The 17,700-nt window shown below is 37.3% G+C and carries 10 protein-coding genes; 6 read left to right on the forward strand and 4 right to left on the reverse strand.

Features of this window, described 5'->3' with window-relative positions; genetic code table 11:
• The first annotated feature begins 21 nt into the window (after window positions 1–21).
• The 6 genes from MKL62_RS02010 to MKL62_RS02035 all read left to right on the forward strand — a co-directional run bounded on the left by MKL62_RS02010 (window position 22) and on the right by MKL62_RS02035 (window position 14,497).
• Window positions 22–1,608 (forward strand): 5-oxoprolinase subunit B/C family protein, encoded by a 1,587-nt coding sequence (locus tag MKL62_RS02010; protein ID WP_005128973.1) that lies wholly within the window; start codon window positions 22–24, stop codon window positions 1,606–1,608.
• Entirely contained in the window at window positions 1,605–3,323 is a 1,719-nt protein-coding gene (locus MKL62_RS02015; protein ID WP_005128972.1) for an acetyl/propionyl/methylcrotonyl-CoA carboxylase subunit alpha, read from the forward strand. The genes MKL62_RS02010 and MKL62_RS02015 overlap by 4 nt, the downstream gene beginning before the upstream one ends.
• 302 nt (window positions 3,324–3,625) lie before the next feature.
• A complete protein-coding gene (locus MKL62_RS02020) occupies window positions 3,626–4,846 on the forward strand; it encodes a chloride channel protein (protein ID WP_005128971.1) in 1,221 nt (406 codons plus the stop codon).
• A 347-nt stretch (window positions 4,847–5,193) separates the two neighbouring features.
• Complete coding sequence (locus MKL62_RS02025; protein WP_005128970.1) at window positions 5,194–6,933, forward strand: ShlB/FhaC/HecB family hemolysin secretion/activation protein; 1,740 nt, start codon at window positions 5,194–5,196, stop codon at window positions 6,931–6,933.
• A 46-nt stretch (window positions 6,934–6,979) separates the two neighbouring features.
• Window positions 6,980–13,717 carry a two-partner secretion domain-containing protein gene (locus MKL62_RS02030; protein ID WP_005128969.1) on the forward strand — a complete coding sequence of 2,246 codons (6,738 nt, stop codon included), beginning with the start codon at window positions 6,980–6,982 and terminating at the stop codon, window positions 13,715–13,717.
• 18 nt (window positions 13,718–13,735) lie between these two features.
• Window positions 13,736–14,497, forward strand: coding sequence for a hypothetical protein (locus tag MKL62_RS02035; RefSeq protein ID WP_005128968.1), 762 nt, complete (start codon window positions 13,736–13,738; stop codon window positions 14,495–14,497).
• A gap of 136 nt (window positions 14,498–14,633) precedes the next feature.
• Here MKL62_RS02035 and MKL62_RS02040 read toward each other — a convergent pair whose 3' ends face one another.
• From MKL62_RS02040 to MKL62_RS02055, 4 genes are all read right to left on the reverse strand, one after another.
• Window positions 14,634–15,215 carry a hypothetical protein gene (locus tag MKL62_RS02040; protein WP_030423693.1) on the reverse strand — a complete coding sequence of 194 codons (582 nt, stop codon included), beginning with the start codon at window positions 15,213–15,215 and terminating at the stop codon, window positions 14,634–14,636.
• Window positions 15,216–15,230: 15 nt separating this feature from the next.
• Window positions 15,231–15,752 (reverse strand): hypothetical protein, encoded by a 522-nt coding sequence (locus MKL62_RS02045; protein WP_000024256.1) that lies wholly within the window; start codon window positions 15,750–15,752, stop codon window positions 15,231–15,233.
• A gap of 513 nt (window positions 15,753–16,265) precedes the next feature.
• A complete protein-coding gene (locus tag MKL62_RS02050) occupies window positions 16,266–17,108 on the reverse strand; it encodes an IS3 family transposase (protein ID WP_223673390.1) in 843 nt (280 codons plus the stop codon).
• Between the two features lie 32 nt (window positions 17,109–17,140).
• The gene (locus MKL62_RS02055; protein ID WP_001122273.1) at window positions 17,141–17,650 is read right to left on the reverse strand and encodes a helix-turn-helix domain-containing protein; all 510 of its coding nucleotides are present in this window, start codon (window positions 17,648–17,650) and stop codon (window positions 17,141–17,143) included.
• Window positions 17,651–17,700 lie beyond the last annotated feature (50 nt).

Raw genomic sequence — 17,700 nt, forward strand, 5'->3', positions numbered from 1 at the left:
AAGAATTAAAAGGATAAACAAATGCGTTTTTTATCGGTAAACGCCGATTGTTTTCTGATTGAGCTTGCGAGCTTAGAGGAAACTTTGGCGTTGTACAATAAATTGCAAAATACGCAATTGAATGGAATTAAAGACTTAGTCCCCGCTGCAAAAACAATTTTGGTTTTTTTTAATGAGATCGAAACCAATTTTAAAACGCTAGTTGCTTCAATTCAGAGCCTCAAAATTGATTCTGGATTTGAGCGTAGCGGCCAAGAAGTGATTGTGCCCATTCGTTACGATGGCGAAGACCTAGCTCAGGTTGCCGAGTTGCAAGGGCTGTCCATTGCCGATGTGATTAGAAAACATCACCAAAGCTTGTGGAATGTGGCTTTTATTGGTTTTGCGCCGGGCTTTGCGTATATGAGCAGCCCCGATAAGCCTTTTACTGATATTCCACGCTTAACGGTTCCTCGTAAAAAAATACCGTCAGGTTCTTTGGGCTTGGCTGGAAAATACTCTGGTATTTACCCAAAAGACAGTCCGGGTGGTTGGCAGCTGATCGGGACAACATCAGAAAAAATGTGGGATTTAGAGCGTAAAAATCCTGCATTGCTGTTACCGGGTATGACCGTACATTTTGAAGATGTGACGCATAATCCAACGACAGTGACTGTACCGCAGCAAATTACGCGTAAGGTTGAGCCTAAACAATCGGTGCCACTGTTTAAGATCACTGCGCCAAGTTTACAGATGCTTATTCAAGATGAAGGGCGCTTAAACCAGACCAATATTGGGGTTGGCGTAGCGGGTGCAATGGATTTATCTGCCATGCACAGTGCTAACCGTATTGTCGGTAATCCAACCGATACACCTGCCATTGAAGTTTTAAATGGTGGCTTAAAAGCAAAGATGCAACATGCAGGTGTTATTGCGGTGGCTGGGGCCATCTCAAACATTCGTGTGAAATTTGCGGATGGTCAAACCGCAGACTTTGCAAGCTATCAACCGATTGATTTGGATGAAGGCGATGAATTTCAAATTCAGCCACCAACAGCAGGCTTAAGAAACTATCTGGCCGTTCGCGGTGGTATAGACGTTGAACCAGTACTAAATAGCGCTTCGTTTGATAGCTTGGCAGTGTTAGGTCCAGAGCCTTTAAAACTTGGAGATACCATTTATCAAGGGCAAGTAAAGGCAACCAATATTAGCGTAAATGAAGTTGGTAAAACCGATTTGCCACAAGCTGGCGAAGTCGTTGAGCTAGATATTGTGATGGGCCCACGTACCGATTGGTTCGAACAAGACAGTATTGAACAGCTATGTCAGCAAGAATGGCTGGTGACCAATGAAAGCAACCGAGTCGGGCTAAGACTTTCAGGTGCACAGTCTTTAACTCGCAAAATTACCCATGAACTGGAAAGTGAAGGTACATGTATTGGTGCTTTGCAGATTCCACCGAGTGGTCAGCCCGTTTTGTTTATGAATGATCATCCTTTAACGGGCGGATATCCGGTTATTGCCTCTGTTGCTAAACACCATTGGGATTTGGTGGCACAGATTCCGGCAGGTTGCCGCATCAAATTTAAAAAAATTGCCGAATTTACAGATTTTGAGAATGAAAGATGAATACAGAAAAATTATTGATTGCTAACCGTGGTGAAATTGCCGTTCGTATTATTCATGCTTGCCGTGACATGGGAATTTCATCAGTCGCGTTATATGCAGATGACGACATTGGTAGCATGCATGTCGAACTTGCAGATGAAGCATGGGGCTTGGCGGGTGCGACTGCTAGCGAGACTTACCTAAATATTCCAGCCATTATTGAAGTTGCAAAAAAATCGAAAGCGACCATGGTCCATCCTGGTTATGGCTTTTTATCTGAACGTGCTGAATTTGCCCAAGCCGTGATTGATGCAGGTTTAAAATGGGTCGGGCCATCACCAAGTGCCATTGAAAAACTAGGCGATAAAATCGAAGCACGTAAAATTGCAGCTTCCGTTGGTGCGCCTTTGGTTCAGGGTACGCAAGACCCACTCAATAATGCAGAGGAAGCTTTAGAGTTTGCCAAGCAATATGGTTTACCAATTGCCATTAAAGCGGCGTTTGGTGGCGGTGGCCGCGGCTTAAAAGTCGCGTGGAAACTCGAAGAAGTCAAAGAGCTTTATGAGTCGGCAGTACGTGAAGCAAAAGCTGCCTTTGGCCGTGGTGAATGTTTTGTCGAGCAATATCTTGATAAACCGCGCCATGTAGAAGCGCAAGTGATCGCCGACCAACATGGCAACATTGTGGTACTTGGTACACGTGATTGCTCGTTGCAACGCCGTAACCAAAAATTAGTCGAAGAAGCGCCAGCACCATTTATTAGCGATGAGATTTACCAGCAAATTTTAACCTCGGCAAAAAACATTTGTCAGGCCGCAAACTATGTGGGTGCGGGAACAGTTGAGTACTTACTAAGTCGTGATGGCAAGCTTTCATTTTTAGAAGTAAACACCCGTTTGCAAGTTGAGCATCCAGTGACCGAAGAAACGTCGAAAGTCGATTTGGTGGTGGAACAAATTCGCGTGGCACAAGGTGAAGCGCTTTCTATTAAAGAAACTCCAAAAGCACAAGGCCATGCCATTGAGTTTCGTATTAATGCTGAAGACCCAGCTCGCGGGTTTATTCCAGCCTTTGGTGTGCTGAGTTTATTTGAAGCGCCGTTTGGTAACGGTGTACGAGTAGACACAGGTGTTCGCACTGGGTCATTAGTGTCTAGCCATTTTGACTCACTCATGGCAAAACTGATTGTGACTGGTCCAACCCGCGAAGTTGCAATTGCTCGCGCTAAACGTGCTTTAAAGCAATTTAAAATTGAAGGTGTGGCATCAGTTTTAGATTTTCACCGCGCGGTACTTAATGAACCTGACTTTACAGATGAATTTAATGTACACACGCGCTGGATTGAAAATGACTTTAAACAAGAATTAAAGCCAACCAAACGTGGCATTCCAAACCATCAACAACCAATGCTTCTTAGCTACATTGAAATTGATGGTAAGTTACACCGTTTAGGTTTACCTGCGGGGATGTTTGCACAAGGTCCAGCAACCGCAGCTCCAGCCCAAACAACCGAGCCAGAAGTAAGTGCCGAGCATTTACTTGCCCCAATTAATGGTGTGATTAGCGCTTGGAAAGTCGAAGATGGAGAGCAAGTCACAGAAGGCCAAGTGGTTGCCATTATGGAAGCCATGAAAATGGAAGTTCAGGTACTGGCACACCGCAGTGGCGTTATTCAGCTTAGTGCCGAGAAAGGTGCGACCTGTCATGCAGAAACTGCTATTGCGAGTATTCACTAAGCTTTGAACAGTTTTAAATTGATTGAGTCTTAGTTCGCTAAGGCTCAACATAACCTTTATCTATCAAGTTGGTGAGGAATTTTTTCTACGTTGTCGTTAACGAATTTCGTCTTGAAAAAATACAGTAATTATGAGATATTTGTCACAGTTTGGTGATACTAAAAATTAATCACTGTATTGAAAGCTCGCATATGCGGGCTTTAATTTTTAGCCCAGTTTAAGCATTTCTCACTTAATGAGCTGGCAGCATAAAAACAATTTGAGAATTTGGCACTCACTCAAAGGCGAATTGAAGAAAGCGAATGAAAATTCTACCTTCATCTGAATATGATCAAATTCTAAAATACAGTGTCTACTGGCTCGTCATTTCGATTGTGATTGGAGTCGTTGCAGGGTTGGCATCGACCTTAATTTTTGTGGCTTTTGATATTTCAAATAAAGTGAGAAGCCTGCATCACTGGCTTATTTATTTCTTGCCTTTTGTGGGTTTTGGTATTGGTTATCTCATTAAAAAATATGGTTCGCCCATTGAACGCGGAACTCATTTACTCATAGATGAAATTCACCAACCCAAGTCGTTTATTCCAAAACGGATGAGCCCTATCATTTTTATCACCTCAATTTTAACGCAGTTATTTGGTGGTTCGGCAGGGCGAGAGGCGCCAGCAGTTCAGCTTTCAGGTGCTTTAATTGACCACCTGAGCCATATATTAAAAATCTCGGAAGATAACCGAAAAATTTGCTTAATCGCCAGTATTGGCGCGGGCTTTGCGGGGGTGTTTGGCTTGCCTCTGGCAGGTGCAATCTATGGTTTAGAAATTACTGCCTTAGGTAATTTAAGATACTCAGCCATTTTTCCATGTTTTGTGTCGGCGCTGATTGCTTCGGCCATCCCTGAGCTATTCGAAATTGTTCATCCGCATGTTTTTTATGTGATTAGTGAATTTCCAGCCATTCATTTTGGAACGCTCATGAGCCTGATTACGGCAGGGTTGATCTTTGGTTTAGTTGCGCGTTTCTTTATTGCAGCCATCCATTTTGCGAGTGACGTTTTTTATAAATACGTTCGGTATTTGCCTTTAAGAACGATGGTGGGCGGTATTGTCATTATGCTACTTACTTTGTTCACTGCGCATCAGCAATACAATGGTTTGGGTACAGATAAAATTATTTCATCTTTTTATGTGCCGATTGAGTTCTACGACTTTTTTAACAAGACTGTTTTTACAGCCATTACTTTAGGTTCAGGCTTTAAAGGTGGTGAAATTACGCCGCTGTTTTATGTGGGTGCGACATTAGGTAATGCTTTAGGGGCGGTTTTAAACCTGCCTATTTCATTGCTTGCTGGCTTAGGTTTGGTCAGTCTTTTTTCAGGCGCGAGTAAGGCACCGTTAACATCTATTATTTTAGCTGTTGAGCTATTTGGAATGAATGTTGCCACTTATGCCATTATTACTTGTTTGTTGGCAGCGCTATTTTCTGGGAATTGTGGATTGTATCGCCGTAAAAAGCTGATGGATTGATTAAGCCTTTCTAAGGAGTTAAGTAATTTTAGGTTGCTTAACTCTTATTAAATATTCTTTTTTAATAATAATGATAAAAATTAGCCTAGTAAGTAAAATACTTCTAAAAATATGAAAAGAATTGAATTTATATCTTATAAAAGAAGATGGAAATTAATTTTAATGAACAACTATTGTTTTCTAAATATTTAAATCATGGGTATACATTAATAAAAATTAAAAATATTTAAAAAATTTCCAAAATGTTTCAATTATGAATTTTTTATGACATTTGTTGTTGATTATGAATGATTCATGTAGTTTTTGTTTGATTTTTTATCTATTTGGTAAATTAAAAATAATATTTTATGCAAAACAAAATTTTTTTTACTCACGCTTTTTTTCTTTTATATGGGTTAGCTACGCATGCTTATGCTATCGATGATATTTCTTTACCAGATCGTATACGTCAGGAACAACGTTTAAAAGAGCTTAATCAACAATTAGAAGCGCAAATCACTCAACTTTCACCTAAATCTGATACTACCCAATTGCAGGATTTTAAAACTATAGTTGTTCCGGAAGAGCCATGTGTTCAGGTCAAGAATATTAATTTTGATAGCAAAACGTTACAGGACCCTGAATATTATAAATTTCACTTTATGCTTCGGGCAATCTGGAACCATCCCCAGAAGATCATTGGCAAATGTATCGGTACGCAAAGCTTACATAACCTCGTTAATTTTGCCCAAAATGAGTTGATTAAAAAAGGATTTATTACCAGTCAGGTTACTGTTGACCCTCAAGATATCCAGCAAGGTTCTTTGCGACTTGGTGTGCAGATTGGGCGTTTACGTAAAATCATCGTAGAAGGTGAGCAACTCTCCTTATTACAACTTAAAGCAGCTTTACCCTTTAAAGAAGGTGATGTCCTGAATTTACAACAACTTGATCAGGGGCTAGAAAACTTAAAACGAGTTTATACGGTAGATATACAAATTGTGCCGTCAAACGAGTCTGTTCAGGATACTCAAGGTTATAGCGATCTGGTTATTAAGTTACAGGCACATTCAAAGATCAGTTTAAATTTAGGCCTGGATAATTCAGGTAGTAAAGATACTGGTAAATACATCGGTAGCTTAGGAGTCAGTATTAACAATCCATTCTACTTAAGCGATTCTCTTTCTTTTAATTTTAGTCATTCATTAGATAACTTACATCGAGACTTAAATAAAAACTACTTTGTAAGTTATCAGCTTCCGTTAGGAAACTATGATTTTAGTACTAGCTATAGCCGTTATCAATACGAGCAAAATGTATTGGGTGCAAATAGTGTACTACGTTATCACGGCTTAAGTGAGCAGGGTAACTTGAATGTATCTCGAGTCCTTAGCCGAAGTGGGCAACATAAAACCACTCTCTATGGCAAGCTCTACCATAAGCAAAACTCAAACTTTATTGATGATATTGAAATTGAAGTCCAACGTAGAAGAACGTCAGGCTGGAATGCCGGGATTCAACATCGGCAATATCTGGGGGATGCTGTATTAGATGCGGGTTTGGATTATCGGCATGGTACAGGCGCCTTTGATGCGTTGTTAGCACCAGAAGAACAAATTAAGGATATTGATAAAAATCCATTACCGTCAGAAGGGTATTCCCGTGCACCGATCTGGAGTGCCGATTTACGTTTTCAAATGCCATTTTTGCTTTTAGATACGCCTGCTCAATACCGTTTGAACTGGCGTGGACAATATGCTCCACGAGTTTTAGTACCTAATGACCGGTTTTATATCGGTGGTCGTTATAGCGTTCGAGGTTTTGATGGTGAATTGATGCTATCAGGCGATAACGGACAGTATTTACAACAGGAAATCAGCGTAAATACACAAATTCCTAATACCCAATTTTACATGGCTGTAGATCAGGGCTGGGTAAACGGTGAGAACAGTATTGCTGGGCAGCGCCATCTGATGGGGAGTGTCGTGGGGGTGCGTAGTTACCTGAACCATTTTTATATTGATGCCTTTACAGGGCGCGGTCTAATCGCTCCGCAAAGTATAAAAAAAGACTGGATATTTGGATTTAGCCTAAATGCTTTTTATTAAGTTTCCTTATGAAAAAAGATTAATTTTAATTAGAGAAAACTGACTTATGAATAAAAATCTTTATCGAATTGTTTTTAACAAAGCGCGTAACATGTTTATGGCAGTTGCTGAGAATGTCAGGAGTCAGAGCAAGGCGACAGGACAATCCACATCCTCAGAAATAGTGAGTTCTGGGCAATTACTGGTACAAGAAAAATCATTTCATCAACTGTGGCATGTCAAGGCATTAGTAACAAGTATGAGCTTAATGCTACCTTTTGCTCCAGTCTATGCTGATATCATTGCAGATAGTACAGCAAATGCTGCAAACCGAGCTGTCATTGCTGCTGGCAAGAACTCAGCAGGCACAACAGTTCCAGTGGTTAATATCCAGACTCCTAAAAATGGTATTTCCCACAATATCTATAAACAGTTTGATGTGTTGGCTGAAGGCGTTGTTTTAAATAATAGCCGAACAGGAGCTATCACCAAAACGGTAGGGGGCGTGGGGGCGAACCCATTTTTAGCGACTGGTGAAGCTCGTGTCATCCTCAATGAAGTAAATTCAACAGTCGCTTCACGCTTTGAAGGGAATTTGGAAGTTGCAGGGCAAATGGCAGATGTGATTATTGCCAACCCGTCTGGTATTAATATTAAAGGCGGTGGCTTTATTAATGCCAATAAAGCAATTTTTACTACAGGTAAGCCCCAGTTAAATGCCGATGGTAGTATTCAGCAATTTAATGTAAGTCAAGGTAAGGTTACTATTACTGCACCGACCAATAGTATTTTGGGATTGGGTGGTAACAACAATAATGCTAACTATGTTGATATCTATGCCCGTGCACTAGATTTGAATGCTCAACTTCATGCCACAAATGATATTCAGGTGATAATAGGAGCTAATACCGTTAGTTCGGATCTTAAAAATATAGCTTCTATTAGCGGTACTGGAACGGTCCCAACTTTAGCTGTTGATGTAAAAGCACTAGGTGGAATGTATGCTAATAATATTTATTTGATGGGTACAGAAAAAGGTTTGGGAGTTACTAATGCAGGAACTATTCAGGCAGTAAACAATTTGGTGATTACCAGTGCTGGAAAAATTGAGCATAGCGGTACAATCAGCTCAACCAGTAAAACCCAAGGTTTAGTCAGCGTACAAACAACAGGTGTTGGTGCAGCGGCAGATATCAATTCATCAGGTAGTATCAATAGTAATGGCATGCTCAATATTGATTCAGGTAATAATCTGAATGTAAATGCTAAAGAAATTATTATTAATAATGGTAGCTTGGCTTCCTCTCCTTTAATCATCAATACTAAAGGGAATTTAAATTTAGCAGCAAATAGTCGAATTTTTAATGATGCGCAGAGTGGGGAGTTATATGTTGATGCAGCGAACATCAATCTGGCAACTAACGCAGGCATTACCAGTAATCGTGGTTCTGCTTATATTCAGTCGCAAAAAGATGTGGTTACAGAACAAGGCGCAAAATTAATAGCAGCACAAAATTTGAATGTATCTGGGCGAGGTAAGCTCTCACTGAATGGAAATCAGATACAGGCATCCTTAGGTTCAATCAATTTACAAGCAGATTCTTCAAATACAGATGGTTTAATTGATGTCCAAGGCGGGACTATTTATGGGGGTAAAGATTTAAACTTATATAGTTCAGGAGATGTAAATTTACAGAATCTTGGATTTGCACTTGAAAATTCTGCAACACGAGTCAAGAACATTAATGCTCACAGTGGGCGTAACTTGGTCTGGAACAATGCAACAAAAGTTCTACCCCAGATTACAGGGAAAGTTGTATTGGATGCCGAGAATAATTTAAGTCTTTCATCACAAGGGTTCTCTAGTAAAGGTGGTATTCAGCTACAAGCAGATCAATTAACATTAAGTACTGCTCTTACTTCTCAAAACAATATTAGTTTAACCGCAGAAATTGCTGATTTGGTTTTAGATAATGCATTGACTGCTCAAAATGATATTAACGTTACAGCTCTAGCGGGTAATTTAAAAACTTTCAGCTTAAAAGCTAATTCAATAGCTGGAAAGATTTCACTGCTTGCGAACAAAGATGTTAACTTATCATCTATACAACATTTTGATTCAATGGCTTCTTATGATGTAATCACTACTGATAAAACTAATATTAACGGAGCTAAAGGCGTTGTTGTTGGTTCAACAGGTGAAGGTGCTTTAAGTATCTCAGCAACAGATATAATGGCCAATCAAGGTGATGTTCAACTTATAAGTAATAATGGCCTTAAAATCTTGGCGAATAATGATGTAAGTATGCATAATGATGATAATGGCCGATCAGTTTTAAGTCCTACGACTATTACAGCACAGAATATTAATATCAATAATAAGAAGAATGATTTAGTTGTTGATAATGGAACAAGTTTTATAGCTGCTAATGAGTTGAAAATTAATAGCGAAGGAAAATTAAATTTTAAAAATAGTATTTTAAACTCTAAAGGTAACACTGAAATATCGTCTAAAGATCATTTAACTTTGTTAGGTGTTACAGCTAATTCTGATAAGCATCTAGCCTTAAGTAGCAAGAAAAATATTTATATTAATGGTGAATATGGTACAACTACAGTTTGGACACCCTATGTTGAAAGTAATTTAACAGCCAAGGGTATTTTGTCAATGACAAGTGGTGGTAGTCATGCAGCTCAGAATACTACCTATACTGGAGGAGCAGTATTATTAGAAGCTGGCAATGTTCTGACTACACCTTCTAATGCAACATTAACCTTTAATACAGTTGATAGCACTTTTCTTAAAAATGATCCTGTTTTAAAAGATCTAAATGGTGATCTTACTATTCAAACGAATGGTGCTTTAACTATTGATCCCAAGATTCATAAGTTTAATGCTATAGGTGATATTGAATTAATTTCAAAGAATGGAACTTTGACTTTAAAAGGTTATGAAGGAACATCTGGGAATGGTTCTGAGCAAGTTGTAAAATTGAATACACTAGGTGGTGGTATTAGTCTTGAAGGAACTAAAATTGATCTTCAAGGCGCTCAATTAACAGCACAAAAAGATATTAAATTAATTTCTAGTAAAGAAGATATATTTATTGATGGTATTAAAAATAAGTTTACAAATTTTGCTTCGATAAAACATATAGTATCTTTAAATCAAAATCTAGCAGATCTTAATGCGAAGATTAACATTATTAAGAATGACCCATCTTATTTGTCTACAAAAGATAAAATAGCAAGTTTAGGTAGCCAAGCTAGTCAGATAAATCAATTGTTAAATGATGCTCTTTCCGCCTATACAAGTGGTGTCGATCCTTTAAATGCATCTATCGGGTATGATTCAGAAAATGGAAATTATATTTATGTATCAAATGATGATGGAGGAAGAGCTTACTTTGTAAGTATTCCTTCTGGATTAGATTTGAGTAGATATAGACAAATAATCCTTAATGAACTCCCGGCTGAAAATCAAAAACTTAATAATTTTAATAACAAAATTACTGTATTTGAACAAGATAAAGCTCGGGTGAACCAAACCATTAGTTTTATGAATAATAAAACTAATGGATACGAACATGCAGAAAGTACTTTAACAAGTAAGGCTGGTAATATCTCATTAACGGCTGCTAGGGGTATTTCTATTAGTGGAGCGAATTTAACAGCAACGGCTGGTCAAGCAAATATCGAGGCTAGAAGCCCATTATTAAGTCAGTATACCTCTTCCACTATTAATTCTGGTCAAACTCTACCGAGAACTATTTCTGCTAGTATAATTATAGATGGGCATACAGATTTTTATGATAAAGGTAATGAAGCTGATACTAATTATAGTATGCGTACTTTTATTAGCCCAACAATAATTAATGGTACAAAAGGCGTCAATATTAAAACAGTTGGTAATACTGCTTCCGACAATCTTGTTTTACAGGCAACAGGTATTACTGCTAGTCAGGGTGATGTCAAGATTGAAGCAAACAAAAGTATGCTTTTTGATGCAGCAGTTGAACAAAGCTACGATCGTAGTACCTCTACCACGACCAAAAAATCATGGGGTGGTTTAAAGAAAAAGATTACTACAACGATTGAAGAAACTAATATTACTAACGCGGCTTCTGTCGATATTGCAGGTAAGAATATTTATATTGAAACAAAGAAATTGGCAGCAGGTGTTGATCCAACAAAACCAGATAATAATATAGATATTTATTCGGGTCGATTCACAGCTGAAGGTGGTCAGATATCTATTAAATCTGGAGGAAATCTTAATTTTTACACTGCAGAAGAGACCTCAAGTAGCAAGGTAGATATTACTAAAAAATCATCGTTTGCTGGTATTAAATATAATGATTCCAAAACAAATGCAACGCGCACACAAATATCAGAATTGCCAGCAGTATTAAAAGCTGATTATATCGGTACTAAGTCTGGTTTCGATACTAGATTAGTAGGTACTGAATTCGAATATTTGAAGGGTGCGCAGATTGAGGCTGGTGGTAAAATTGAACTATTAGCAGCCACTAAGCAAATTACAGATCTAGTAAAGAAAGAAAAAAACTCAGTTGTTTGGCAATCTATGCAGGATAAAGGCTCCATTACTGAAACTGCAAAATTACCAAGCTTTAATGGACCAGTTGCGCCTACATTTAAGGCTGCTGGCGGACTTGTTGTTCAAGTTCCTATTAGTGAAATAGATGCCAATAAAGTTGAATTACGTAATGAAATTTTAAAACTTGCAAATCAACCAGGAAATGCTTACCTCAAGGACTTCATAAACAGAAATGATGTTAATTGGCAACAAATACTTCTTGCACAAAAAGATTGGGATTATAAGTCTCAAGGATTGACTGGTGCTGGTGCAGCTATTATTGCAATAATTGTTGCTATAGCAACCTATGGTGCAGGGGTGGCTGCACTAGGCACAACTACAGTAGCGGCCTCAAGTGGTGCAACAACAGTAACAGTAGGAACAACAACAGTTGCCGTGGGTGCAGGGGGTAGTGCGACAGCATTTGGTGGGACAGTTTTAGCTACAACCACAGCTGCTGGCGTAACTACATATACGACTACAGGTATAATGATTAATGCAGCCCTAACTTCATTAGCTTCACAAGCTTCTGTGAGTTTGGTAAATAATCAAGGTGATGTAGTACAGACGTTAAAAGACCTTGGTTCTAAAGATACTGTTAAAAATTTAGCAACCTCTGTAGTAACTGCTGGTTTACTAGATAAAATTGGTGGATCAAATTGGATGCAACAATTTAATGGTACAGGTGTTACTGATCGTATCGTTACTAATCTAGTTAACTCAACTGGTTCAGCTTTAGTTAGTACTGCAATTAATGGTGGGGACTTAAATGATAATTTGCAAACAGCATTACTAGGGGGGTTAGCTACGGCTGTTCAAGGATATTTATCTAATAATATTTCGGGTATACAACAAGGGAGCAATCTTGATCTAGATTATATCTTACATAAGGTTGCCCATGCAGCGGCTGGCTGTTTAGCTGGTTCTATACAAAAGGATTGTGCAGCAGGAGCGATTGGGGCGGCTCTTGGAGAAGTATTTGCTGATACGATTACTGGAAATAAATATGACTATACTGATGCACAACTTAAGGCGATTAAAGAGGGTAGTAAAGCATTAGCTGCAACTGTTGCTGCATATGCAGGGTATGACGTAAATATTGCAATTAGCTCTGCTGACACAGCTTTAACGAATAACTGGTTAGGGACACAACAAAAAAGGCAAAGAGATTTAGAGTATATAAAAGCAAATGCTTTAGGTGATGTTGCTATATTTGCGAAATACGGTGGAATCAGCGTCTTACAGGATCGTTTAACACAAGGTGGTTTTGCATCGGGTATAGCAGCAGGTGCGGGAACTGATATTTGGAATATCGGAAAAGCTATTCTCAATCCTATTGATACATTAAATGGTTTAAAAGCAATTCTGACAGACAGTGAAGTTAGAGCTCAACTTGCTCAATCTACTATTACAGCCTTCAATACCAAAATTCAAAGAATTGAGTCGGGTTTTAATACCGGTGGAATTCAGACTGCGATCCAAGTGGGGTATGATCTTGGAACTCTAGCTTGGGAAGTTGCAGGGATCCTTACGGTCGTTAAAGGTGCAGCAACAGCAACAGCTAAGTTAGGTAGTGCGGGTTTAAAATTCTCTAGTTCAATTGCAGATGCTGCAAAGCAATCTGCTAAATATCAAGCACCAATTACTAGTATAATCAGCACTACTCAAACACAAAAAATTATAAGTGAAGTAAAAGCAATTCCAGTTGTTACATTTAATGGGGTTGTATTAGATACAAGATTACCTGTTCCAGCTGCGGGATATACTTATAAACCCAAAGTACTTGATTCTACAAACCCAAATATCGCTAATTCACATGTTAATGGTTATAAAGCTGAACTAAGGTTAGCAAATGAAGTTGTAGCTCAGCCGAATCAAGTAGTTTTAAAATATGGTGATGCAATTGGGCGTAATGGTTCTGATATCATTTCTGTAGATATAAAAACTGGAAATGTTTATTTATGGGATTCGAAATATCGGAGTAGTAACTCTAAATTGGGAGCGTCTACAACATTTACCAATTCAACTACTAGAACTAATGCTGTAAATGAAGCTTTAACCACTATTAGACAATCTAATTTGCCTGAAAGTGTTAAACAAGTTGCATTAAAAAATCTCAATGATGGTACTTTTACTACCTATACAGTAGCTACAGGTAACTCAAAAAACTCAGTTATTTTTAGCTGTGTTAATAAAGTTTGTAAATAATAATTCTGGTGCATATGAATGTTTGATCCTAAACGTACTCAAGAAGTTTTTTATGAGTTTAATCTAAATTTCATGAAAGAAAAATTATCATGGTTTGATCCTCAAAAACCTGTTGGTAATTATGCTATACATTTTTTAGATGACATTATTTCAGGTTATCTAGTGAATCTTAAAAATGAGGTGGATATCTATTTACCTACTGTTCACCAATGGTTAAATTTTGCGATAGAGAAAAAAGAAGTATTTGGTGAAGGAAACGATTTGATTTTTCATCATGCTTGTTTATTCAGAAGCAAAGCTCTTGCTGTTTGGATGTCCGAAAACTTGAACGCAGCAGATTATTGGCAAAGATCTTTTGAATTATGGAAAGACTTTGATGGGTTAAATAATATTTATGCAAAAAGTAAGTTTAAAACAGATTTTTTAGATGATTTTTTACAACTTTGTGTGCAATGCGGCAAGTATCAGGTGGGGATAGATCGTTTTGAATATTATCATGGAAAAAAAGAGATCTCGATTAAGAAAAAAATGGCTCCCCGTGAATATGGTTATGTATTGTGTCGTAATTATTTAGAACCAAAATATAGTCAAGAAGAGTTAGTGGAAGCTGGGGAAAGCATGCTGACTAAGTATATGGAAGAACCTTGGCTAAGAATGGGATTATATAGTTATGCTGCCATATGGCTGAAAATTGTGTATTGGGATAATAAAAGAACTCTCACATCTGAAGAAACAATTTTAAAGGCATATGAATGTATGCCAAATACATTACCACTATAGGGTAGGTTTAAAATGTGCAATTAGACGATGGATATAATATAAATGATAAGTTTTCCCATCTAAGTGTAAGTGATCTAGTAGGTTGGTAAGTTTTTATTTGTGTAAAGAAAATTAGTCCTAATAAGGGCTAATTTTTTTAATTATGTCCCATTTTATTAATTACTCGAATCGGTACAGTCACATTTGATTGGGCACTTGGACGAGCTTCTAAAAATTGTGTAATTGGACGCATTTTGTCGGGATTGGCATATTCACCAACTTCAATTGTAGGTATTAATTCCCCAATAGCTTTTTTGGCATCTAAGTCATAGATCCACATATAACAATTATATTGGTTATTTACATTCATAGCGAAACCAACTTGATAATGCTTACTAGCTTCAAGTTTTACTCGTGCTAAGTTTGTATATTTAAAGCCGCCTTGTTGACACCATAGCTGTAGATCATGCTCACCAGCTTCTACTGCTAGCTGGGAACTCATTTGTCCTCGATCATTTTCGATTTTCTTAAAATCAACTGCAAATACATATGCAATTTTATCAGCTTTAATCGAATGACTAATTTCAGTGCTCCCGATAATTGTTGCTGTATTTGTGGAAATAGCAGGGGAAGAATAATAAGTGATTGGTTCTATAGGCCCTATATTTCTAGTTGTTATGCACCCAGATAGTAATGATCCCAAAAGAGTTACGCTAGACAATAAAATAATTTTTTTCACAATAATATCTCTTCTTTATTTTGAAATGATCACAGGGACAAAACTTACTGATGAAGGGACCGTAATACCTAATAATTCCTGCTTAGGTGTTACAACCTCACCTGTATCAAGATCTTCTACCCAAAATAGTAAAGGTTCTTTATTAAACTTTATATCTGCTTGATTATTCTTAACTTGATAATGATGACTGGCTTTTGCAGTAAATTTTAAACGTCCACTTGTAAAATAGTTAGGTGTATCTGATACAAGGCGGATGTCTGTCAGTCCTGGAGAAATCTCATAAACTTTATTCCAGTCATGCGAGCGATTTAAAGTAGCTTTATCATTGATATAAGTAAGATATATACGGGCTTTAATAAGCTGGAGAGCATTTAATTTTTGAAAACCTACTAGAGTAGCTAGTTGAGTCGATTGTACATTTTTGGGAGGCTGATAAAGAAGTTCATCAGGTATTTTTGCGTAAAGTGTATTTATCCCAGAGAAATAGAGTACCAAAGAAGCAGTAAAGCCGATAAATGATTTAGAAGTATTCGCCATTTTTCGTTAATAATTGATTTAAGTAAATATATTATAATCAAATCTCTAGAAAATTTTTATGACAATATCCAAAATTATTTTCATAACTTGAATTAAGTTAAAAAGACATATATTAAAAATAATTCAAATACATAATTCATCTCTAACGCTAATCTATGGTTTGCTAGATAGCTATCAAATTAATAAAGCATGAAAGGTATATTCTTATTTTTCTATGAATATATTGGCCCATTTTCGATAGTTAATTTCTGTATTTTATAAACTAATTTTTAACGGGAAAAGCTGAATTATTTCCCCTTACTTTTTAATGATCTATTTTAAAACAAATGTCATTTCCTACGCTTGACGCCAACAATAGCGAATACTATCCTTTGCCTGCTGGCCTACATTGCCAGTCGGTTTTAGCAGACCGTTTTCATCTAGAACATCAAAAAAGTAATTTTTTGGTGGTGAACTCGTTCGTCCCCCTTCGTAGCGGTAGGATGATCTGCCCCCATAAAGTTGGACAGTTAGTTAAGCAGTTTTTATAAACTGGTTTCTATATTGTACAGGGGATAAACCTTGTAGCTTCACCTTGATTCTCTCATGATTATAATAATGAATGTATTCTCGTATCGTTTTCTCTAATTCATCAATTGATTGAAATTTTTCTCCATGAAAGCATTCCGATTTTAATATTCCAAAGAAGCTTTCTATTACAGCATTATCTAAGCAATTTCCTTTACGAGACATACTTTGAATTAAACCATGTTGCTTTAATTGCTGTTGGTAATGAGCCATTTGATATTGCCATCCTTGATCTGAATGGAGAATTGGTTTCTCATGTCGCTTAAGTTTAGCTAAAGCATGAATGAGCATATCTTTCACTAACTCATAATTGAGTTTACGTTGGATTCGGAAGGTAATAATTTCCCCATTAAACAAATCTATAATTGGTGATAAATAAAGTTTTTCACCGTTAACATTAAATTCCGTCACATCAGTTGCCCATTTCTGGTTGGGATGGTTCGCTTTAAATTGCCGTTGCATAATGTTATCAGCCACCGTCCCGACACAACCACTTTTATATGAGCGATATTTCAATGCTCTGATACGTGATTTAATTCCCATGGTTTTCATAAGGCGATATACACATTTATGGTTGATTATTATTCCTGTACTTTTCAGGGCAAGAGTAATTCTACGATAGCCATAGCATCCCTTATGCTTGTGATATATGGACTTAATCTGCTGTTTTAACTCAGTATATTTGTCATTAGAGCGTACAGCTTTCATGTGATAGAAATAAGTACTACGAGCAATCTTTGCAATACTGAGTAAGAGTTTTAATGGATAAATTTGCCTTAATTCTGAAATAACCTGAACAGTGTCTGCAGTACAAAGTGTATTTAAGTACGTTGCTTCAGTTTTAAGGCTTTTAGCTTTTTTAAAAAGGCAACCTCCGCTCGTAAAGCGGTCACTTCATCAATGAGTTCCTGTTGAGATTTATCTTTGTCTTCTTTTATAGGCTTAGTTATTTTGGTTTTATCTTGTTTAACCATATTGGTATAAATCCTCGTAGTATTAAACCCGGCAATCCCTTCTTTATGATACTGAGCGAGCCACCTTCTTAAAATTGACGTCCCGCTCAGATTTAACCGTCTTCTAACTTCTCTTACCGGTATCTTATCAAGAAGCATTTGTACAGCCTTGATTTTAAATTCGGAAGAGTAGTAGGTTTTTTTAGTTTTAACATTCAGGCCATCTTCACCTTGTGCCTTATAGTTTTCAATCCATAAGCGGATGGTTTGGAGATCAACATTAAATTCTTGTGAAAGGATTTTATATCCTTTACTTCCATCTAAATAAGCTTGAATGACTTTTAATTTTAACTCTTTTGAATGCTTCGGAATTGGCATAGGGCACACCTCATAAGTTTAAAAAGTCTAACTTATGGGGTGCAGTTCAG

It is taken from the genome of Acinetobacter sp. AOR01_HL (genome assembly GCF_027855455.1).
Lineage (GTDB): Bacteria > Pseudomonadota > Gammaproteobacteria > Pseudomonadales > Moraxellaceae > Acinetobacter > Acinetobacter baumannii.

Bases quoted from the DNA above. Each gene is read 5' to 3' on its own strand.
- MKL62_RS02015 (WP_005128972.1), top strand. From the start codon at position 1,605: ATGAATACAGAAAAATTATTGATTGCTAACCGTGGTGAAATTGCCGTT.
- MKL62_RS02035 (WP_005128968.1), top strand. From the start codon at position 13,736: ATGTTTGATCCTAAACGTACTCAAGAAGTTTTTTATGAGTTTAATCTA.
- MKL62_RS02025 (WP_005128970.1), top strand. From the start codon at position 5,194: ATGCAAAACAAAATTTTTTTTACTCACGCTTTTTTTCTTTTATATGGG.
- MKL62_RS02010 (WP_005128973.1), top strand. From the start codon at position 22: ATGCGTTTTTTATCGGTAAACGCCGATTGTTTTCTGATTGAGCTTGCG.
- MKL62_RS02030 (WP_005128969.1), top strand. From the start codon at position 6,980: ATGAATAAAAATCTTTATCGAATTGTTTTTAACAAAGCGCGTAACATG.
- MKL62_RS02055 (WP_001122273.1), bottom strand. From the start codon at position 17,650: ATGCCAATTCCGAAGCATTCAAAAGAGTTAAAATTAAAAGTCATTCAA.
- MKL62_RS02045 (WP_000024256.1), bottom strand. From the start codon at position 15,752: ATGGCGAATACTTCTAAATCATTTATCGGCTTTACTGCTTCTTTGGTA.
- MKL62_RS02020 (WP_005128971.1), top strand. From the start codon at position 3,626: ATGAAAATTCTACCTTCATCTGAATATGATCAAATTCTAAAATACAGT.